The organism is Plantibacter sp. CFBP 8798 (assembly GCF_014841195.1).
In the GTDB taxonomy this organism is placed as follows: domain Bacteria; phylum Actinomycetota; class Actinomycetes; order Actinomycetales; family Microbacteriaceae; genus Plantibacter; species Plantibacter auratus.
In genome coordinates, this window is sequence record NZ_JACYTS010000004.1 from 459,674 (window position 1) to 480,639 (window position 20,966).

At 71.6% G+C, this 20,966-nt stretch carries 17 protein-coding genes; 5 read left to right on the forward strand and 12 right to left on the reverse strand.

Annotated features, from left to right (window positions below; genetic code table 11):
* Nucleotides 1–10 precede the first annotated feature (10 nt).
* Complete coding sequence (locus IFU30_RS19705; RefSeq protein WP_192006838.1) at nt 11–1,876, reverse strand: phosphoenolpyruvate carboxykinase (GTP); 1,866 nt, start codon at nt 1,874–1,876, stop codon at nt 11–13.
* Between the two features lie 123 nt (nt 1,877–1,999).
* Here IFU30_RS19705 and IFU30_RS19710 point away from each other — a divergent pair, with 123 nt between their 5' ends.
* The gene (locus tag IFU30_RS19710; protein WP_124769726.1) at nt 2,000–3,457 is read left to right on the forward strand and encodes a helix-turn-helix transcriptional regulator; all 1,458 of its coding nucleotides are present in this window, start codon (nt 2,000–2,002) and stop codon (nt 3,455–3,457) included.
* Here IFU30_RS19710 and IFU30_RS19715 read toward each other — a convergent pair.
* The gene (locus IFU30_RS19715; RefSeq protein ID WP_192006839.1) at nt 3,442–4,629 is read right to left on the reverse strand and encodes a DUF4192 family protein; all 1,188 of its coding nucleotides are present in this window, start codon (nt 4,627–4,629) and stop codon (nt 3,442–3,444) included. The two genes, IFU30_RS19710 and IFU30_RS19715, sit on opposite strands and share 16 nt — an antisense overlap.
* Before the next feature lie 223 nt (nt 4,630–4,852).
* Between IFU30_RS19715 and IFU30_RS19720 the strand changes: the two genes are divergently transcribed.
* Complete coding sequence (locus IFU30_RS19720; RefSeq protein ID WP_192006840.1) at nt 4,853–6,577, forward strand: thiamine pyrophosphate-binding protein; 1,725 nt, start codon at nt 4,853–4,855, stop codon at nt 6,575–6,577.
* Between the two features lie 34 nt (nt 6,578–6,611).
* Entirely contained in the window at nt 6,612–7,406 is a 795-nt protein-coding gene (locus IFU30_RS19725; protein ID WP_342450902.1) for an alpha/beta fold hydrolase, read from the forward strand.
* A 19-nt stretch (nt 7,407–7,425) separates the two neighbouring features.
* Here the strand turns inward: IFU30_RS19725 and IFU30_RS19730 are convergent, their stop codons facing one another.
* The 3 genes from IFU30_RS19730 to IFU30_RS19740 all read right to left on the reverse strand — a co-directional run bounded on the left by IFU30_RS19730 (nt 7,426) and on the right by IFU30_RS19740 (nt 10,644).
* Nucleotides 7,426–9,696: an MMPL family transporter gene (locus tag IFU30_RS19730; RefSeq protein WP_192006841.1), complete on the reverse strand. Its 2,271-nt coding sequence runs from the start codon at nt 9,694–9,696 to the stop codon at nt 7,426–7,428.
* Nucleotides 9,697–9,774: 78 nt separating this feature from the next.
* Nucleotides 9,775–10,350, reverse strand: coding sequence for an isochorismatase family protein (locus IFU30_RS19735; RefSeq protein WP_192006842.1), 576 nt, complete (start codon nt 10,348–10,350; stop codon nt 9,775–9,777).
* A 99-nt stretch (nt 10,351–10,449) separates the two neighbouring features.
* The gene (locus IFU30_RS19740; protein ID WP_079707354.1) at nt 10,450–10,644 is read right to left on the reverse strand and encodes a hypothetical protein; all 195 of its coding nucleotides are present in this window, start codon (nt 10,642–10,644) and stop codon (nt 10,450–10,452) included.
* Between the two features lie 60 nt (nt 10,645–10,704).
* Between IFU30_RS19740 and IFU30_RS19745 the strand changes: the two genes are divergently transcribed.
* Both IFU30_RS19745 and IFU30_RS19750 read left to right on the forward strand, forming a co-directional pair.
* A complete protein-coding gene (locus tag IFU30_RS19745) occupies nt 10,705–11,568 on the forward strand; it encodes an endo alpha-1,4 polygalactosaminidase (RefSeq protein ID WP_192006843.1) in 864 nt (287 codons plus the stop codon).
* 129 nt (nt 11,569–11,697) lie between these two features.
* Complete coding sequence (locus IFU30_RS19750) at nt 11,698–12,603, forward strand: LysR family transcriptional regulator (protein WP_192006844.1); 906 nt, start codon at nt 11,698–11,700, stop codon at nt 12,601–12,603.
* Nucleotides 12,604–12,615: 12 nt separating this feature from the next.
* Here the strand turns inward: IFU30_RS19750 and IFU30_RS19755 are convergent, their stop codons facing one another.
* From IFU30_RS19755 to IFU30_RS19785, 7 genes are all read right to left on the reverse strand, one after another.
* A complete protein-coding gene (locus IFU30_RS19755; RefSeq protein ID WP_192006845.1) occupies nt 12,616–14,079 on the reverse strand; it encodes an LCP family protein in 1,464 nt (487 codons plus the stop codon).
* A gap of 82 nt (nt 14,080–14,161) precedes the next feature.
* Complete coding sequence (locus IFU30_RS19760; protein ID WP_192006846.1) at nt 14,162–15,325, reverse strand: CPBP family intramembrane glutamic endopeptidase; 1,164 nt, start codon at nt 15,323–15,325, stop codon at nt 14,162–14,164.
* Between the two features lie 74 nt (nt 15,326–15,399).
* A complete protein-coding gene (locus tag IFU30_RS19765) occupies nt 15,400–16,389 on the reverse strand; it encodes a LacI family DNA-binding transcriptional regulator (RefSeq protein WP_191941509.1) in 990 nt (329 codons plus the stop codon).
* Between the two features lie 87 nt (nt 16,390–16,476).
* On the reverse strand, nt 16,477–17,397 hold the full coding sequence (locus IFU30_RS19770; RefSeq protein WP_197479028.1) for a hypothetical protein: 921 nt from the start codon (nt 17,395–17,397) through the stop codon (nt 16,477–16,479).
* An 88-nt stretch (nt 17,398–17,485) separates the two neighbouring features.
* A complete protein-coding gene (locus IFU30_RS19775; RefSeq protein WP_197977666.1) occupies nt 17,486–18,895 on the reverse strand; it encodes an FGGY family carbohydrate kinase in 1,410 nt (469 codons plus the stop codon).
* Nucleotides 18,896–19,054: 159 nt separating this feature from the next.
* Nucleotides 19,055–20,110 (reverse strand): DUF4432 family protein, encoded by a 1,056-nt coding sequence (locus IFU30_RS19780; protein ID WP_192006847.1) that lies wholly within the window; start codon nt 20,108–20,110, stop codon nt 19,055–19,057.
* 46 nt (nt 20,111–20,156) lie between these two features.
* The gene (locus IFU30_RS19785) at nt 20,157–20,924 is read right to left on the reverse strand and encodes an SDR family oxidoreductase (protein ID WP_079707361.1); all 768 of its coding nucleotides are present in this window, start codon (nt 20,922–20,924) and stop codon (nt 20,157–20,159) included.
* Nucleotides 20,925–20,966: the final 42 nt, after the last annotated feature.

The window sequence follows — 20,966 nt, forward strand, 5'->3', positions numbered from 1 at the left end:
AGCGGACACATCAGGACCGGAGGCGGTAGCGCAGGGCGGCGAGTTCCGCACGGAGGGCGGCCGGGACCCGGTTGCCGAAGGTGTCGAAGAAGGACTCGGTGAGGTCGCACTCGACGAGCCAGGACTCGCGATCGACGGCGAACAGGGCGTCGAGGTCGGCCTCGGGCACGTCGATGCCGTCGAGGTTCAGCTCGTCGAGGACGGGCAACCGGCCGATCGCCGACTCCCGTGCGTCGACCTCGTGCTCGAGCCGCCGCACGATCCACTCGATGACCCGCGAGTTCTCGCCGAAGCCAGGCCACAGGAAGGAGCCGTCGGCGTCCTTCCGGAACCAGTTGACCTGGAAGATCCGCGGCGCCTTGCCGTGCTCGAGTGCACCGCCGACCCGCAACCAGTGACTCCAGTAGTCCGCCATGTTGTAGCCGCAGAACGGGAGCATCGCGAAGGGGTCGCGACGGAGCTCCCCGACCGTGCCCTCAGCGGCGGCGGTCTGCTCGGAGGAGATGGTCGCACCCATGAACACGCCGTGCTCCCAGCTGCTGGCCTCGACCACGAGCGGGACGTTCGTGGCACGACGCCCGCCGAAGAGGATCGCGTCGAGCGGGACGCCGTCGGCCGCGTCCCAGTCGTCGGCGATCGACGGGCACTGCGCCGCCGCGACGGTGAACCGCGAGTTCGGGTGGGCCGCCGGGCGCCCCGACTCGGGCGTCCAGTCCCGCCCCTGCCAGTCGACGAGGTGGGCGGGCGGCTCGGGGGTCAGTCCCTCCCACCAGACGTCTCCGTCGTCGCGGAGCGCGACGTTGGTGAAGATCGTGTTGCCCCACAGGGTGTCGACGGCTGTCGCATTCGTGCCGGCGCCCGTGCCGGGTGCGACCCCGAAAAAGCCTGCTTCCGGGTTGATGGCGTACAGACGTCCGTCGTCGCCGGGCCGGATCCATGCGATGTCGTCGCCGAGGGTCTCGACCGTCCACCCGGGGATCGTCGGCCGCAGCATCGCGAGGTTCGTCTTGCCACAGGCCGAGGGGAACGCGGCGGCGATGTGGAACGCCCGGCCTTCCGGCGAGACGACCCGGACCAGCAGCATGTGCTCGGCCAGCCAGCCCTCGTCGCGTCCGATGACCGAGGCGATCCGCAGCGCGAAGCACTTCTTCGCGAGGAGTGCGTTACCGCCGTAGCCGGAACCGAACGACCACACTTCGCGCGTCTCCGGGAACTGGACGATGTACTTGGTGTCGTTGCACGGCCAGACCACGTCGGCCTGCCCCGCTTCGAGCGGAGCGCCGACCGAGTGGACGGTCCGGACCCACGGCTGTCCGTCGGCGATGAGCTCGAGGACGCGGTCGCCCATCCGCGTCATGATGCCCATGCTGAGGACCGCGTACGCCGAGTCGGTGATCTGCACGCCGAGCTGCGAGAGCGGCCCGCCGACCGCGCCCATCGAGAACGGCACGACGTACATCGTGCGGCCGCGCATGCTGCCGGCGAAGACCCCGTGCAATTCGTCGCGCATCGCCACGGGATCGCGCCAGTTGTTCGTCGGGCCGGCGTCCTCCTCCTGCTCGGAGCAGATGAAGGTGCGGTCCTCGACGCGCGCGACGTCGCGCGGATCGCTGCGGGCGAGGAAACTGTTCGGCCGCCACTCCGGGTTGAGCTTGATCAGCTTCCCCTCCTCGACGAGCTGGTGGGTGAGCCGGTGCGACTCGCTCGCGGAGCCGTCGACCCAGTGGATCGCGGACGGCTCCAGGAGGGCCGCCAGGTCGTCGACCCAGGCGTGCAGCTCGTCGAGGCCGGTCCGCTTCGGGCGCGGCACCGCTCGGAGCCCCACGCGGGCGGCGGGAGCGGGTGCGGTGTCGGGAATCAGTGCTGCGATGGACATGCGTTCCTCCGGCGTTGGTGGGACGGTCAAGAAGTGGTCGTAGAGCCACCATGCGCCCATTTCGATCGATCTTCACGGTCTTCCACCCTTCAAGAATCACTGTTCTTTCGATACGGTGAAGGAATGACGCCGACTCCCGCATCGAACGCCGCTGCCGAGCTCCTCACGCTCGGCCATCGGATCCGGCACTTCCGGACCCGGCGAGGCCTCACCCTCGACGACCTCGGCGAACGGGTCGGGCTGGCGGCGAGCCAGCTCTCCCTCATCGAGAACGGGAAGCGCGAGCCGAAGCTGTCGGTGCTGCAGGAGCTGACGACCGCGCTCGGGGTCGACCTGACCGACCTCCTGTCGAAGGAGGCACCGAACCCCCGCGCAGCGCTGGAGATCGAGCTGGACCGCCTCCAGCGCAGTGCGCTCTACGGCGAGTTGACCCTGCCGATCGTCAAGCCGTCGAAGGGCATCCCCGACGAGGCCCTCCGCGCACTCGTGGGCCTGCACCGCGAACTGCAGCGGCACGCGAGCGAGGCGATCGCGACCCCGGAGGAGGCACGGCGTGCCAACACCGAGTTGCGGGAGTGGATGCGGGAGCGCGACAACCACCTGCCCGAGATCGAGGAACTCGCGGAGTCGCGCGTGCTGCGCGCGGGGCACAGCACCGGCGCACTCACCCACCGCACGGTGAGCATCATGGCGGAACAGCTCGGCTTCGACCTCATCTACGTCAACGACCTGCCGCACTCCGCCCGCAGCGTCACCGATCTCGAGAACGGGCGCATCTACCTGCCACCGGCCTCGATCCCCGGCGGACACGGCCTGCGATCCATGGCCCTGCAGGCGATGGCGCACCGCCTGCTCGGGCACCAGCGTCCGACGAGCTACGCGGAGTTCCTCCGGCAACGGCTCGAGATCAACTACTTCGCGGCGGCGGCGCTCATGCCGCAGACGGCCGCCGTGTCGTTCCTGCAGCAGGCCAAGCGCGATCGCAACCTGGCCGTCGAGGACTTCCGCGACGCCTTCGGGGTCACCCATGAGGCCGCGGCGCTGCGCCTGACCAACCTGGCGACCGCCCGGCTCGACATGCGCCTGCACTTCCTGCGAGTCTCCGAGGACGGGGCGATCTCGAAGGCCTATGAGAACGATGCGCTGCCGCTGCCCGTCGACGTGACGGGCGCGGTGGAGGGCCAGATCGTGTGCCGGAAGTGGAGCGCGCGGAACGCCTTCGCGCGGACGAACCGCACCACGGAGCTCTACCAGTACACCGACACCCCGGCCGGTACCTTCTGGTGCGCGACGCAGACCGGCACGACCGAGGCCGGGGAGTTCTCGATCTCGGTCGGCGTGCCCTGGGGCGAGGCGAAGTGGTTCCGCGGACGGGAGACCACGACGCGTGCGGTCTCCACCTGCCCGGACCCGACCTGCTGCCGTCGACCGCCGTCGGACCTCGCCGACAAGTGGCGGGAGCAGGCCTGGCCGAGCGCCCGCTTGCACACCCACATCCTCTCCCCGCTGCCGAGCGGCACCTTCCCCGGCGTCGACGACTCCGAGGTCTACGACTTCCTCGAGCGTCACGCGGCGGGCTGATCGCTGGGGGCGGCGACGCCGTCGTGTGTTCCCGGGGTGCTGCAGAACGCCCAGGCCGGGAGGTGCCCCTGGCGGATCAGCGAACCGACGGTCGCCGCCAGCGGGTGGTCCAGCTCCGCGTCGACCAGCTCGGCGAGGAAGGCGGTCGCGCGCGTGCTCTGGCCGAGCGCCCACGACAGCCAGGCGAGCATGGCGAGCGGCGCGACGCGTGCCGACGCCGACGCTCGCGCCGCGACACCGAGGAGCAGGCTGCTCGCCGCACGGATGCGCTGGACGTCGGGATGCGGTCCGTCGCCGACCAGCAGGTGGGCGACCCGGTGGAACACCTCCGGGTCGTCCGTCCCGACCGGCGGATGCCCGTACGCGCGTTCGGCGTCGTCGAGTTCCTCGCCCAGCTCGCGCCCGAACGCCCACTGCATGAGGGCGAGATCGCTCGCCCACGGGCGTGACAGGCTCAGCAACAGGTAGGCCACTTCCCGAGGGGTCATCGCATCGACGCCGCGGTCGAGCGCGTCCTCGAAGACCGCAGGAAGGCCGTCGAGTCGTTCCACGGCGTCTCCGACGTCGATCCGCCAGGTCGTGCGCGCGTGATCGGCGGCCGCGTCGAGCATGGAGGCCAGTCGAGCGCAGAGCACCCGGTACTCGAGGTCGACGGCTGCGAACGTCGCCACGTCCACCCGCGGGACCTCGGTCGTGACGAGCTCCCACGGGAGCGGTGGGACCGGCGGGACCGCCGCCGAGGCCACGATCCCCGGCGAGCGCCCTCCGGCGGGGAGTGCAGGGTCGAGGTAGGAGCCCCAGCCGTCAGCGGCCGAGCAGAGCGCGTCTTTGACCATGAACCCCTGTGCGCTCGCCAGCTCGAGGACAGCGTCGGCGATGGTCCTGCCCGGCGGCTCCGCCCCTGCTCCGAACGCGTCGTCCGTGTAGACCACGGGCACGATGGCGTCGACACCCGGGGCCCGGCAGGCGAATCCGAGGGCGCGCTCCGCGGCGGCGTCCGCCACCTGCCGGTCGACGTCCGTTCCGGCCGGCAGGTGCACCTGGAGTGCGCCGCGGCTGTGACGGCCCGCGAACAGGACGACGACGAGACTCGATCTCGGAGTGCTTCCGACGAGTCCGGGGATGAGGGCGAGGAGGTCTTCGGCCGCATTGGCCTGCACGATGTGGGTCATGGAGCAAGCCTTGATCGAACCCGGGTCCGACTGTCCGGCAGGCGTCACGCATGTGGAGCGGATGCTGTCGCGGCCGCACTGTGCAGCGCGGTCACCGCGGAGTAGAGTGTGCTCGTCAGACTCCGCAACACGGGGGTCGTTGCTCGAAAAAAGGGCGATAGCGCGGCCAGCACCGGCGAGACACACACGGAATCCCATCCGTCCACGTTCTCGAAGGTCTCCCATGTCCGAACACGCTTCGTCGACCGTTCTCACGTCGATCCGCTCCTCCACCGTCTCCGCCCGGGTGGCACAGGCACTCAGCCGCCATGTCTCCGAGGTGTTCGGCGTCATGGGCAACGGCAACGCGCACCTCCTCGACGCCCTCGCCTCGACCACGACCCGCTTCACCGCCATGCGGCACGAGGCCGGCGGTGTCGCCGCAGCCGACGCCTACGCCCGCGCGGGCGGCGGTCTCGCTGCCGCGACCGCGACCTACGGAGCCGGATTCACCAACACCCTGACACCCCTCGCGGAGGCGGTGATGGCCCAGATCCCGCTGGTCCTCGTCGTGGGTGACGCCCCGACCACCGGTACCCGCCCCTGGGACGTCGACCAGTTCCAGGTCGCCGCCGGGCTCGGTGCCCCGACCTTCACCGTCGGTCGTGACGACGCCACCGCGACCACGCTGCGGGCCATCGAGCACGCCGTCCACCGCCGGACCGCGGTCGTGCTCGCGATCCCCTACGACCTCGCCGCCGTGGCGTCCGACGAGCCGCTGCGGGCGGACGGGACACCACACCACCCGGCGCTCGTCCGGCCGTCCCGCGTGGAGCCCGTCGCACGGCGCCTGGACACCGCCGCCGCCGCCCTGCGCAGCGCACACCGTCCGCTCATCCTGGCCGGGCGTGGAGCCTGGCTGGCCGACGCCGGACCCGTCCTCGGCGAGCTCGCCGAGCGGCTCGACGCCCACACCGCCACCACGGCGCTCGGACGCGGGCTCTTCGGTTCCAGCCCCCGTGATCTCGGGGTGGCCGGCGGCTTCGCGACGGAGCACGCCGCGACACGCATCGCCGAAGCGGACGTCGTGCTCGTCGTCGGCGCCGGCCTCAACCAGTTCACGATGCGGTTCGGCGAGGCCTTCTCCGCCGACGCGCACGTCATCCAGGTCGACCTCGCCGACGCCCCGACGAACGCCAGGGTCGACGAGCTCATCCACGGTGACGCGGCCCTCGCAGCCGCAGGTCTCCTGGAACGGCTCTCCGACGGCGCGGGGTCCGGATGGGTCGCGTCGGCCGGCCGCGCCCGCCCAGCACCGCACCTCGACCGCGACCTGGGTGACGGTTCGACCGGCGACGGGCTGTGCGCGGACGGGCGCCTCGACCCACGAAGCCTCGCGCACCGACTGGACGAGCTGCTCCCGGCCGACCGCACGGTCGTGCAGGACGGCGGCCACTTCATCGGCTGGGCGCCGATGTACTTCGACATCCCCTCCCCCGATCGCCTCGTCATGGTCGGGACGGCGTACCAGTCGATCGGACTCGGGTTCCCGAGCGCCGTCGGTGCCGCGGCGGCCGGGCACACGGGCACCACCGTCCTGTGCACCGGCGACGGCGGCGGCCTCATGGCGCTCCCCGACCTCGACACCGTCATCCGCACGGTGCCGAGCGGCGTGATCGTGGTCTTCAACGACGCGGCCTACGGAGCCGAGGTCCACCAGTACGGCTCGCGTGGACTCGACCAGACCCCGATGCTCATCGACGAGGTCGACTTCGCCGCCCTCGCGCGCGCCCTGGGGGGCCAGGGCGTGACGGTCGACACGCTCGCGGACCTCGACGGACTCACCGACTGGGTCCACGCCGGGGCACAAGGCGTCCTCCTGCTCGACTGCCGCATCTCCACGAGCGTCGTCGCCCCGTACCTCTCCGAGATGATGCAGCAGGGACCACGACCGGTCGCCGTCGACTGAGCCTGTGCGGCGCCACCGCGGGTATCGTTGACGGGTGCTTCCTCAGCCTGCCCCGACCGCACCCACCTACGTCATGTCGACGGACGGTATCCGGGTAGCGACATACCTCCACGAACCGGCTCCGGGCACAGGCGACCTCGGCACGATCATCGCAGTGCACGGCTTCGCCTCGAGCGCCGGACTCAACTGGGACCTCGCCGGGTGGACACGCACGCTCACGCGCGCCGGGTACCGCCTGCTGACCCTCGACCAACGCGGTCACGGAGCCTCGGACAAACCGACGGATCCGGCCGCATACCGCCTCGACATCCTCGTCGACGACGTCCTGTCCGTCCTCGACGGCTACGGCGTCGACGAGCCGCACTACCTCGGGTACTCGCTGGGCTCCCGGGTGGGTTGGCGGCTGGGCGTCCGGCACCCCGACCGCGTGCGCTCCCTCAGCCTCGGCGGCCTCCCCGAGGGCGACTCGCTCCGCGACTTCGACCTGGAGGCGGCCCGTCACCACGTGAGGACCGGGACGACGATCGCCCACGCCCTCACCGACACGTACGTGACGATGGCCGAGGGCGTCCCGGGCAACGACGTTGAGGCGCTCATCGCCCTGGTGGACGGCCTCCGTGGAGGACCGCAGCCGAGCACGGCCGAGGTGCCGCCACTGCCCATGTTGCTCGTGACCGGAGACGACGACGCGGTCGCCGCCGGGAGTCGGCGGCTCGCCGAAGCCGCCAGTGCCCGCTACGTGGGGCTGCCCGGCCGCGAACACTTCAACGCGGTCTCGTCGCGGGCGTTCAAGGACGCCGTGCTGGCGTTCCTCGCTGAGCAGGGGTAACCGGTCGCGACCGCCTCGGTCAGGCCGCGTGCCGGTGCTCGACACGACCCTTCGCGAGCTTCGACGGCCACCAGATGGCGCTCCCGATGTCGTGGCTGAGGGCTGGGACGAGCAGCGTCCGGACGATGATCGTGTCGAGGAGGACCCCGAACGCCACGATGAACGCGATCTGCGCGAGGAACAGGATCGGGATGACGCCCAGCGCCGCGAACGTGGCCGCGAGCACGAGTCCGGCCGAGGTGATCACGCCACCCGTGATCGCCAGCCCCCGCAGCACGCCGGCCCTCGTTCCGACCCGCAGCGACTCCTCGCGGACCCTCGTCATGAGGAAGATGTTGTAGTCGATCCCGAGCGCCACGAGGAAGACGAAGCCGTAGAGCGGCACACTCGGATCCGCGCCCGGGAACCCGAGCACGTGGTTGAACACGAGCGCGGAGACCCCGAGGGCCGCCCCGAAGGACACCACCACGCTGAGGATCAGCAGCACCGGGGCGAGCACCGAGCGGAGCAGCAGCATGAGGATGAGGAGGATGACGGCGAGCACCACCGGGATGATGAGGTTCCGGTCGTGGATGGACGCGTCGTTCGAGTCGATGGCGGTCGCCGTGACGCCGCCGACCGGTGTGTGGGTGCCGACCTCGGCGTCGAGGGTCGAGCGCAGTTGTCGCACGCTCTCCTCCGCCGTCGTCGAGTCCGGTGCCGCGTCGAGCGTCGCCTGGAGCAGGATGCGGCCGTCGTCGACCGTCGGTTCGGCGGACGCCACCGGGGTCCCCGGCGGCCCCGCGGCGGGAGCCGTGAACACCGCCTCCCCGTCGCTCACCGTCGCATCCGCGGCGCCCGTCGCGGAGTCGCTCGACAGCACCTGGACGCTGTCGAGACCGTCGGCCTTCTCGAGGATCCCGATGACCTGCGCGGCATCGCCCTCCTGCGTGAGGACGTACACGGGGCTCGCCGAACCGGCCGGGAAGTGCTCACCGAGGGCGGCCTGACCGTCGCGGGCCTCGGACGTGCCGAGGATGAGGTCGCTCTGGGCGACGCCGTCCGCCTTGAGCTGGACGACCCCGAGGCTCGCGACCAGGAGGAGCAGGGTGCTCCCGATCCAGACGACGCGGGCGTGACGGGAGATGAGGCGGGCGATCCCACCCCACAGGCCAGTGGTCGGCACGGCGGTGTCGTCGGTCGACGAGGCGCGCACCCGGTGCTCGCTCCCGACCTTCGGGCGCAACGGCCAGAACGAGGTGCGACCGCAGGCCAGCAGGAGCGCCGGCAGGAAGGTGAGCGCCGCGAGGACCGAGAAGACGATCCCGATCGAGGCGACCGGTCCGAGCGCCTTGTTCGAGTTCAGGTCGCTGAGCAACAGGCAGAGCAGACCGGCGATGACGGTGCCGCCCGACGCGACGATCGGCTCGAACGATCCGCGGAGCGCAGCCCACGTCGCATCCCACCGCCGCTCGTGGTCGCGGAGGGCCTCCCGGTACCGCGAGACGTAGAGCAGCGAGTAGTCGGTCGCCGCACCGATCACGAGGATGAAGAGGATGCCCTGGACCTGGCCGTTCAGCAGGACGACGCCGGCCTTCGCGAGCCACCACACGGTGAGGAGTGCGGTGCAGAGGGCGAACAGCGAGGTGCCGAGCACGAGGAACGGGAGGACCGGCGAGCGGTACACGACGATGAGGATGAGGAAGACGGCGCCGAGCGCGGTCAGGAGGAGGATGCCGTCGATGCCGGCGAAGGCGTCGGTGAGGTCGGCGGTGAACCCTGCCGGGCCGGTGACGAAGACGTCGAGGCCGGCCGGGGCGGCTTCGGCGAGCTGCGCACGGAGGGCCTCGACGACGTCGCCGACCTCCGCGTCGCCGCTGATCGGGACGAAGACCTCGACCGCGTCGCCGTCCTCGGAGGGGATGGCCGGAGAGACGCCGTCGGCGACGCCCTCGGTGGAGGACAGGGCTGAGAGCTCGTCGTCGATCGCCGCCCGGTCCTCGTCGGTGATCCCGCCGTCGCGGACGAACAGCACGAGGGCCGGGATGTCGTCACCCTCCCGGAACCCGTCGAGTGCCGTCTGCACCCCGGTCGCGTCAGCGCTCGCGGGGAGGAAGCTCGTCTGGTCGTTGGTCGCGACCTCGCTCACCTTCCCGAAGTACGGACCGCCGACGCCGGCGGCCGTGAGCCAGAGGAGGATGAGGACCGCGGGGAGCACGACCCGCAGCCACCGCGGCGCACCCGCCCGATCCCGCTGCTGCGTCCGGGTGTCCGCGTCCGTCTGCGTTCCGCCGTGTCGTCCGTGCGTCATGCGCGCGCCCCGTTCTCGCCCTGCTCGAAAGAATATGCAGCTAGCTTACTATCTGCGTCGGGTGCCCGGCGACGGAGTTCAGGCGGGGACGACGACTCCCCCGGCTTCAGCGATCTCGGCGAGCGCCGCATCCCCGGCGGCCCGGTCGACGGGCGCGACGAGACCTGCGAGCACGCGGACCTGCAGGCCGTGCTCGATGGCGTCGAGCGCACTCCGGCGGACGCAGTAGTCGGTCGCGAGACCCACGACGTCGACCTCCGTGATGCCGGCATCCGTGAGGACCTCGTCGAGGCTCAGACCCTCGGGCGTCACGCCCTCGAAGATCGAGTATCCGTGGTCACCCTGGCCCTTGCGGATGTGGGTGTCGACGCTCTTGGTGTCGAGCGCGTGGTGGTACTCGGCGCCTGCACTCCCCGCGACGCAGTGCACCGGCCAGTTCGTCACGTAGTCGGGCTCACCCGTCGCGAAGTGACCGTCGTTGTCACCCTCGGGATCGTGCCAGTCGCGTGAGGCGAACACGTGCGCGTACTCGTCCCCGTGCTCGGCCAACAGCTGCGTGACCCCCGCGGCGACGACCTCGCCGCCGTCCACGCCGAGCGCACCGGCCTCGGTGAAATCGTTCTGTACGTCGATGATGAAGAGCGCGCGCGCCACGATGCCTCCGGGTTGTCGTCGTCCCGCCTCGGTGGAGGTGGGTTCCATCGAGGGTAACGCCGGGGAACCGACCGGGTCAGGTGGTTGCGCAGTCAGGGTTCAGAGCCGACGTGCGCGCTCCTTGCGGCGGTCGAAGAACTGGAGACCGATGTTCACACCCATGACGACGGTGCCGAGGAGCATGGCGACGAGCCCGGCGATCCGGAACCCGACCGGCAGCTCCAGGAGCAACGCGAAGACGACCCCGAGCACGATGAGCGCGGCACCCGCGGAGAACAACACCAGATACTTCATGCCCCAACGGTACCGGCTGAGCGGCGACCCCGGGACGGGACCGCGACCTAGGCTGGAGCCATGACCCGTCTCCCCCGTCGCGCGCACCTACTCATCGCCGCGGGCGCCGCCCTCCTGCTCGCGGTCACCGCCGCCGGCTGCTCCACGTTCCCGAGCGGTGCGAGCTCCGACACCGGACCGACCCACTCAGCGGGTGGCTTCCCCACGGACGTCGTCTTCGACTACCAGCTGGGTGGCGGCTACGAACCGGCGGCAGGGGTGGGCGGCGTCGCCCGCGACAGCACCGACTCCCCCGACCCCGACCGGTACTCCATCTGCTACGTCAACGGGTTCCAGAGCCAACCGGCCGATCGCGACGCCTGGCTGGCCGAGCCGGACCTCGTCCTCACCGACGACGCCGGTGAACCGGTCATCGACGAGAACTGGCCCGATGAACTCATCTTCGACCTCTCCACCGACGACCGTCGCGCGCGCATCGCCGAGCGGGTCGGTGCGAGCATCACCCGCTGCGCGGAGGCCGGCTTCGACGCCGTCGAGATCGACAACCTCGACTCGTACACCCGGTCCGACGGTCGACTCACCGTGGAGGACGCGATCGCCCTCGCCACCCGGTACGCCGACCTCGCCCACGACGCGGGCCTCCTCATCGGGCAGAAGAACGCCGCCGAGCTGGGCACGCGAGGGCGGGACGACGTCGGGTTCGACTTCGCCGTCGCGGAGGAGTGCCACCGCTTCGACGAGTGCGCCACCTACACCGAGGTGTACGGAGGCGCCGTGCTGGACATCGAGTACACCGACGACCTGCGCGGCACCTTCGACGAGGTGTGCGCTGATCCGCAGGTCCCGTTCTCCACGATCCTGCGCGACCGCGACCTCCGGACGGCTGGCGACCCCGCCCACGTCTTCGACGCCTGCACTCGGTAGGCTCCGGCAGGAGATCCGCCCGGGGCGGGAGCTTCCGCGGCGAAGCATCCTGCTGCGGGGTGGACCCCGGCGCCCAGGGATCTCCAGCAGGTGTCGGTAGCGTGGAGGCATGATCCGGACCCACGACGCATGAACCTGGAGCAGCTGGAGGCGGTCGTCGCGGTCGTCGACTACGGATCGTACGCCGCAGCGGCCGACGTCCTCCGGATCTCGCAGCCCTCGCTCACGAGACGCATCCAACGCTGCGAGACGGACCTCGGGCTTGCGCTCTTCACCCGGGTCGGTCGGCGCATGCAGGTCACCGACGCCGGCCGGTCCGTGCTCGGCCCGGCGAGGCGGATGCTGCAGGAGGCGAACGGGCTCCGCGCGCTCGCCGACGCCCAGCAGGCGCTCACCGCCGGCACGCTCCGCATCGGCGCGCTCCCCTCGCTCGTCGCGACCCACGTCCCGGAGCTCGTCGCCCGGTTCCATGCCGCGCACCCCGACGTCCGCATCGAGGTCACGGGCGCCGTCGACTCCGCCGAACTGCTCGAGGCCGTCGACCTCGGGCGCATCGACCTCGGCGTGGCCGATGTGGCCACCGCCGGCCCCGGTGTCGAGGTGCGGCTCCTGGAGGAACAGCGGTTCGCGATCGTCCTCCCCGGCCTCAGGACCGTCGCCGAGCGCGAGGCCGAGCACACGCCGCCGACCATCACCGGCGACGAGCTGGCCGCGCACACCCTGGTGACCCTGCCGCGCGGGACGTCGATGCGCGCCGTGACCGACGAGGCCTACGCCCGCTTCGGCGTGCAGCCACCGCGGGTCATCGTGACCACCCAGCGCGACGCGCTCACGCGGTTCGCGACCGCCGGCGTCGGGCTGACCGTGGTGCCCGAGCGTCTCGCCGACTGGGCCGCGGCGAACGGCGCCCGGGTCCGCCGGTTCCCGGCACCGGTCACGAGGAGCATCGGCCTGCTCGTGCGCCACGACAGCGTCGGGACACCCGCCGTGAGTGCCTTCCTCCGTTTGGCGGAGCGGGTCCCACCCGGGGACTGAGGACGACCCGCGTCAGCCGCAGAGGTCCGCGGCGGCGTTGCGGGACTCGACTTCGACGGGCGCCGGCGCGGCAGGCGGGGTCAGTGAGGCGAAGTCGTCGCCGATGACGAGCACGACGTCCTCCTCGTCCGGTCCCGGTTCACCGCTCACGACGACCGTGATCCCCAACTCCTGGGCGAGCGAGGCGGCCGTCGCCCGAGCCACGTCCGAGTCGCGCGCGAGCAGGAGTGTGACCGGCGTGTCCGTCTCCGCGTCGCCGATCGACGCGACGGTGTAGCCGAGGGCGGTCAGTCGGTCGGCGGTCGCCGTCGCGACCCCGTTCGTCTGCGAGCCGTTGAGGACGCTGACCGCCTCGACCCGCACCGGTTCGACCGGGGCGACCGGCTCGGCGGGGGACGCATCAGCGGTTCCCGCGATCGGCACCGGGACATCGGTGGCGAGGCTCGAGAAGACGATCGCGGCGTCATCGCTCGGGACGACCCGGTTGGCGTCCGACGGCGCCTCGGTCCACGGCATGGTCAGGAAGGTGATGGCCGACGCCGGCACCTGCGAGACCCGGTGCGCGAGCGAGGTCAGGCTCGCGAGGTCGCCGAGCGCGGTGTCGACGGTGAGCGAGGAGGTGACCGCGTCCAGGAAGCGGATGAGGCGGTCCGGCCGGGTGAGCACCTCGGCACTCAGCGCCCGCTGCACGATCGCGGACATCACCATCTGCTGGTTGCCGAGGCGCGAGATGTCGCTGCCGTCACCCACCGCATGCCGGGTGCGGGCGAGCGCGAGCGCCTGCGTCCCGTCGATGACCTGTGCTCCAGCGGGCAGCGCGAGGTTCGAATAGGGGTCCTCCATGTCCGACGGCAGACACACCGCCAGCCCGTCCATGCCGTTGACGATCGCCTGGAAGCCGCTGAAGTCGAGCTCGACGAAGTGGTCGATCGGCACACCGGTCATCGCCTGCACCGCGGCGACCGAACAGGCGGCCCCCGAGTTCAAGGCCGCGTTCACCATCCCGTAGTCGTCGGGCGTCCCTCGCCCGGTGTCCGTGCACATCGACAGGTCGGTCAGCGTGTCACGCGGGATCTGCATCGCGTCGATCCGGGTGTTGCCCTCGGACACGTGCACGAGCACCATCGCGTCGCTGCGCTTGGTGCCGGTGTCCTCGCCGTAGTCGCCGACCGCGAGGTCACGGCTGTCAGAGCCGAGGAGGAGGACGTTGACCGCCGGGTCCGGTGCGCCCGGCTGCGCGGGCTCGGTCGGACGTCCGGTCGGGGCGGCGATGGCCTCGGAGCTGAGGTTGCCCTGCAGTCGCAGTGCCAGCGCACCGACACCCCCGAGGAGTGCGAGCACGAGGCCGCCTGCGATGCCGACGATGAGGCGCCGACGGCGGACCCGTGCACTCACCCCACCGCCGTGACGGCGAGCGTGGGCGGCACGTGGGCGGACGGATGCCTCGGGGAGATCGGGGAGATCGGGTCTGCGCATCGTCCCAGTGCACCAAGCGTCGACGCGGCGGACAAGCAGCCTGCCCGGTGCGACTCATACGCGGCGCGCATGCGTCGGAGGGTCAGCTCACGGGCGAGGCTGCCTCCGAGCCACGCAGTCCGGGAACCGCACGTTTACCGAACTGGCCGGTGACGACCAGGATGAGCGTCGTCGCTGCGAGGAGGATCCAGCCCGGCCAGCCGAGCAGGGTGCCGAACACACTGTCGGTGTCCTGCATCGACGTCGGGCTGGCGAACAGCAGCAGTGCCCCGACGGCGGCGTTCACCGCGCCGTGGGCGATCACCGCCGGCCAGACCGAGGCGGAGCGGAGACGCAACCAGCCGATGAGGACACCGAGCAGCATGCACCAGCCCACCATGAGGAGCAGGCCGAGGACGTCGGTCCGCTGGTAGTTGTAGCCGAGGAGGATGAGCGGTGCGTGCCACACGCCCCAGATCACCCCGGAGAGGAGGAGGGCGGGCCAGGTGCCGAGCGGCAGGAGGTTCGGCAGCAACCAGCCGCGCCAGCCGAGTTCCTCCCCGAACGCGGACAGCGATGCCACCAGGACGCCGAGGGGCAGGGTGAGGAGCTGGACCAGGGCGACCGTGGTGAGGTCGTCCCGCCCGAGCTCGCCGGCGCCCGAGGCGGTCATGATGGCGGCGAGACCGGACAGGCCGACGAGGTCGAGCTCGATGAGCCCCATGGCCTGCCCGAGCAACATGGAGCAGAACGCGAGGACGGGGAACCCGACGAGCGCCGCCGCGCAGAGCCCGAGGGTCCGGCCGAGGGGACGCAGCGGCGCGAGTCCGAGCAGCCGCGGGATGCTCCTCGGGCGGGCGACAAACAGCACCACGACGAGCGCGGCGATGGTCGGGGTGTACATCATGCCGAGGGCGATGAGCTGGAACCAGGGGTTCGCGAGTCCCTCACCCGACAGCCACAGCGGTGCGGCGATGAGCCAGGCGAGGCCCACGGCGAGCACGGTGAAGACCGTGACGGCGACCCACGGGACCCTGGGGGGCAGGATCGGGGCCAGCTCGCGGTTGCGCCGGCGCTGGCGGTCCGCCGCAGACTCCGGCTGCTGCGCGAGCACGGCGCGCCCGGCGGCACCGATCACCGGAGCCGCGGCTGGTGCCGGTGCTGGTGCCGGCGATCCGTCGGCGAGCGGCGTCCGGATCGGTCCAGGCGCGGGCTGTCCGATCGGCGCCCAGCCGCCCTCGATCGGTGTCTCGTCCGGTCGCTGCATGTGATCCCCCGTGGTCGCGAACAGCTTCCCACGCTACGGAGCGACGGCGCGGGGCGCATCCGCCGCCCGGGGGATCACGCGGTGAGGTGACAGCCGCAGGACTCCCGAAGGAGGAGCCCGACGGGGACGACGGTGCTGCGCTCGTGCTCACCGTCCGCGTCACCGAAACGGGCGAGCGCCCGGGTGGCGGCCAGGCGGCCCAGTCGTGCCGGGTCCTGTTCGATGACGCTGACCGCCGGATCGAGCTGGTCGGCCATCGGGAAGTCGCCGAAGCCGAGCGAGGCGATCCCCCGCGAGCGCAGCGCTGGAACGAGCGCCATCGTCACCCGCGCGTTGGCCGAGAACAGGGCCGTCGGCGGGGAGGCGAGGGCGAGGAGACCGTCGACAACGGCGGCGGCCGGTTCGCGGTCCGTCGCGTCGAGGCTGACGAGGGCGTCGTCGAGGTCGATCCCGCTCTCGGCGAGCGCCGAACGGTAGCCCTCGAGTCGGCGACGGGTGCTCGGCGGGTGTGCCGAGTCGGCGATGAAGGCGACCCGGGTGTGCCCATGCTCGAGCAGGTGCCTCGTCGCGAGGTAGGCGCCGCGGTGGTCGTCCTCGACGAAGCTGTCGGCGTCGAGCCCACCGGGGGCCCGGTCGACGAACACGATGGGTGTGTGCTCGGCCCACGGCGCGAGCCACGACTGGTCCTCCGCGACGGGCGCGAGGACGAGCCCCATGAGCTGTGACCGGAGCAGCGAGTCGAGCACGGCACGCTCGCGCGCCGGGTCGTCGCCGATGCTCGTGACGAGGGTGGTGATGCCCGAGACGGAGCAGACCTCCTCGACGGCTCGGACGACCGCGGCGAAGAAGGGGTCGACGACGTCCGGGACCGCGACGCCGACGGAGGAGGACCGCCCGGCGCGGAAGGTGCGCGCCAGGACGTTCGGGACGTAGTTCAGTTCCCGCATGGCCGATTCGACCCGCGACCGCGTCTCCGGGAGCACGTGCGGGTCGTCGTTGAACACGCGGGAGACCGTCTTCGAGCTCACCCCGGCGAGGGACGCCACGTCCTGCATCGTGGCCATGGCTGCTCCTCGGGTGGTTCCGCCTTGGTGGCGTGGTCGGATCGGGCTGGTTCGCGGGCGGCGACCGAGGACGCCGCCCGCGATCCGTCAGCGACCGGCGAGCGCGGTCTCGATGACCTGCTCGAGCTCACGGAGGCGAGGCAGCGCACGGTTGGTGAGCAGTTCCTCACGCTTCGCCGACGAGATCGAAAGGCTATCCTTCCACAGCGAACGACCGGCCATCGCGCCGCCGGCACCGTTCTCGACCGCGGTGCGGACCTGGCCGACGAAGGTCTCGTGGTCGACGCCGGCGGACAGCACGGCCCACGGCACACCGGCGGCGGCCTCGGTCACGGCTGCGGCGGCCTCTGCGGAGCCCGGGTACTGGAGCTTCAGGACCTTGGAACCGGCGGCGACGGAGATCTCCGCGGCGCCGCGCACGAGCTCGGGGAAGATCTCGGCGTAGGCCTCGTCGCTCTCGCCGTCGAGCTGGTAGACGAGGATCTCGACGATGAGCAGCACGCCCTCGGCGGTGCACTCCTCCACGAGGCGGGCGATCTCGTCGATGACGACCTGCTCGGCCTCTCGCTGGTCGGAGCGCAGGTAGAAGAGCATCTTGGCGGCGTCGCCACCGAGTTCGCGGACCCGACGGGCGTCCATGCCGGGCACGTACTTCGTCCGGCGCAGACCGTTCTCGGTGTCGAAGCCCGAGGAGTCCATGCCGACGACGAGACCGGTCGTGCGGGAGAGAGTGCGCTCGTCGACGACGAGCGGGAGGGCGACCTCCGGGTCGAGGAGGATGGCGGGTGCGTGGTTGCCGAGGAACCGGACGAGGTCGCTCTTGGCCTCGGCGAGTTCGTCACGGCTGATGCCGGCCGCGCCGTTCGGGGCGTCGGTCATGACGGCCTTCATGCCGTTGCGCTGGTCGCCGGCGACGATGAGCATGCCGCCGCCCGGGGTGCTGATCGTGGCCATGGCACGGCGTTCGAGCGTCGTCAGCTCGTTGGTCCTGGTGGCTACTGCGTTCATGAGGTGCTCCTTGTGCTTCGGATGGGGTCTGATCCCGGCAGCGGTCGCGCCGGGGAGGATCGGTCTGGGTCGTCGGGTGGTCGGTCGGTCAGGGGTGTGGTCGGGAGATGGCTGGTTCGAGGAGGGCCCCGGCGAAGACGGCTGCGCCGTATGCCGTGTCCTGGGACCGGTGCGACACCTGCACGCCGGGCAGGACGGCGGCTCGGGCGCGTTGCACGGACCGCATGCTGGCCCAGCCGCCGGTGAGCAGCGCCGAGGTGGCGGGTGCGACCTCGCGGTCCATCGCCGCGATGAGCACGGCGAGTTCGTCGTTGCCGTGCTGGAGCACCGCTTCGAAGATCTCTGCCGGTCCCGCCCCGTCGGCACGGACCGTGAGTTTGAGGACGCCGTCGTCGTTCCGGGCGCCCGCGACCGAGATGTCGCCGTCGCCGAGCAGCCCGCCCGCCGGGAGCGCCATGACCTCGTCGTCCAGGCGGTCGCGCCCTGCGCGGTCGGTCACCCCGACGAGCTGGAGGGTGCGACGCATGAGCAGGCCGGTCTTGACGCCGGCGACGAGCACCCAGGTGCCCGGCACGACGTGACGGACGCAGTTGATGAACACCTCGGCGAGGCGCTCCCGGGCGGCGAACGGGAGTGGTTCGTCGAGGCGTCGCAGCAGGACCTCGGCCGTGCCCATCGACACGTGGTACCGCTCGGCGGGGAACGAGCCGGTGGAGACGGCCGACACGAGGTGGTCGTGGCCGGCGACGGTCAGGGCCGCACCGGAGAAGACCGGCGGCACCCACGGGCTGCTCGCGGCGCCGAGCGGGGCACCGGCGTCGGTGAACGGCGGGAGGAACGTCGCGTCGACGCCGAGGTGGTCGAGCAGTTCGGGCCACGGCTCCCCCGTGTCCTGATCGAGCAGGCCGGTGCGCGACGAGAGCGAGTACTCGGCGGCCTCCTCGCCGCCGAGGGCCGAGACGAGGTACTCCGGCAGGTTGAGCCACCGCGTTCCGGCGAGGTCGAGTCCGGCGTCGCGGAGGTGGAGGAGCTTGATGACCGAGACCTGCACGCCGAGCGGCAGGCCGGTCCGACCGGCGAACTGCTCGGCGATGTCGGCCGGGAGGGCCGCGAGCTGTTCGGCGCCGCGCGGATCGAACCAGGCGATGGCGGGCGCGACGGGCCGGCCGACGGCGTCGAGGACGATCCCGGACTCCCCCATGCCGGAGACGGCGAGGGCCCGGACCCGCGCGGCCGGCCCGAACCGGTCGACGAGTTCCGCACCGACGTGGTCGAGGAGCTCCCGGACGGTGGCGATGAGGGACGCCGCCTCCATCACGGTCGTGCCGCCTGGACCGGCGAGCCACGGGGTGGGCAGCTGGTGGATGAGGACTTCGGCGCCGTCGGCGTCCGTCACGAGGATCTTGACGCCGGTGCTGCCGAGGTCGAGGCCGGCGACGAGTCGATCCGAGGCCACGGAGGTGACGGCGGTCGAGTCGAGGTTCGCAGCAGGGTGCACAGCGGTGTCCGTTCAGGTTCCGACGTCCGTGTCGGCTTCCGACGATGACTCCATGTCATCGATGTCATGGCGAGCATACCTCGTTCATGTCATCGATGACATACCCCAGCGTGAATTCTTCGGAAACCGGGAACCGGATGCTGGCGGAGGCCGGTGGGCTCAGTCGCCGAAGTCGTCCGCCGCCGGCTCGAACACGATCTCGAGATCGACCTCGAACGACTCCCCGGGCTCCACGATCCGGCCCGCCTTCCCGCGATCCGGACCGGCGGCGTGACTCGGCCAGCAGGTGCCGGGTTCGATGCCGAGGGCGTACGACCCCGCGGCTGTGCTCCGCCACACCGTGAGGAACGGCAACTGCTCCGGCCGGAAGCGGACCGTGACCGTGCCGGCCTCGCCCGACAGGGTCGCGATGGACCAGCCGTCGGGCCCGGCGACCGCGTCGAGGGCGTCGACCTGCTCGTCGGCAGCCGGTTCGGGCTCGCCGATCACCCGCCGCCAGCCACCGGGGTCCGGGCGTTCGGACCCCGCCCCGCCGGGGACGTCGGCCTCGGCCGCCACGACGGCACCGCCGTGCAGCACCGGCCAGCCGAGGTTCACGTGGTAGAGCAGGCGCACCGGCTCGGCGACGAACCCCTCGTTCCGGACGACGTCGTGCAGACGGATCCGCGCGACGCCGACCTCGGCTCGGATGCTACGGGTCACCGTGAGGTTCTGTTGGAAGACGGCGCCCTCGCGGAGCAGGCCGTCGACGAGGAGCTCGTACCGGCCCGCCGCGGTCCATCGCCCCTCGCGACGGGTCACGGTCGCCGGGATGCGATGCGCCCGACCGTGCATCCCGCCGTCCGCCTCCGCGGCCACGCCGACCGCGGTGAGCCCGCAGGTCGTCAGCAGACCGCCCTGCCAGCGACGGGCCCAGCTCTCGGCCTGCGGAGCGGTCGTCGGCGCGACGAAGGACACGACCTCGCCGTTCCAGGAGGCCTCGCCGAGGTCGAGGAACTGGTCGACCTCGACCGTGACCTCGAGTCCGCCGAGGTGTCGCAGTTCGATCTGACGACGGCCCGTGGACGGCCCGTCGTCGACGCGGACCGCACGCGGAGCCCACGCACGCTCGACGGCACCGGATCGGGCTTCGACGAAGCGTCGACGCCGGGCGCCCCACACGGCGTCGCGGTCGGCCTGGTCGTCGGGCGTCTGTTCGGGCGGCGTCGTCGTCATGGCGGGTCCTCGGGTCGGTGTGGTCGGTTCGGCGGGTGGGGCTGGCTCAGAGGGCGGTGTAGCCGCCGTCGATGACGAGGCTCTGGCCCGTGAGGTACGAGGAGGCGTCGGACGCGAGCAGCAGGACGAGCCCGTGGAGGTCCTCAGGCTGGCCCATCCGGCCCGCCGGGATGCCCGCGGTCCACTCGGCGGCGAGGTCGGGGTTCGCCTCGGTGAACTCGCGGGTCATGTCCGAGAGGAAGTACCCGGGGGCGATCGCGTTGACCCGGACGCCGGAGGGTGCCCACTCGACCGCGAGTGACGACGCGAGGTGACTGACCGCCGCCTTCGAGGCGTTGTACGAGGCCTGGAACTGCGGCTGGTTCACGATGAACGCCGACATCGACGAGATGAAGACGGCCGAGGCGGGCCGACCCGCCGCGATGGCACGACGGGCGAAGGACTGCGCGGCGAAGAAGGTGCCGTCGAGGTTCACGGCGAGCACCTTCCGCCAGGTGTCCGCCGGCACGTCGACGCTGTCGCCCCAGATGGTGATGCCCGCCGCGGTCACGAGCAGCGACGGCGCGCCGAGCTCGGCCTCGGCAGCGGCGAAGGCGGCCTCGACGGCGGTGGCGTCGGTGACGTCGACCGCATGCGCCGAGGTGCGGACGCCGTACTCGGACGCCAACCGCTCGGCCGACTCGTGGACGGTCGGCAGGAGGTCGAGCAGCGCCACCTGGACGCCTTGCGCGGCGATCGCCGTGGCGATCGAGTAGCCGAGCCCGCGGGCCCCGCCGGTGATGACGGCCGTGCGGCCGTGGAGGTCAGAGAACATGTGCGGTCCTTCGATCGGGGCGGGCTGGTGGAGGTGTCGTCG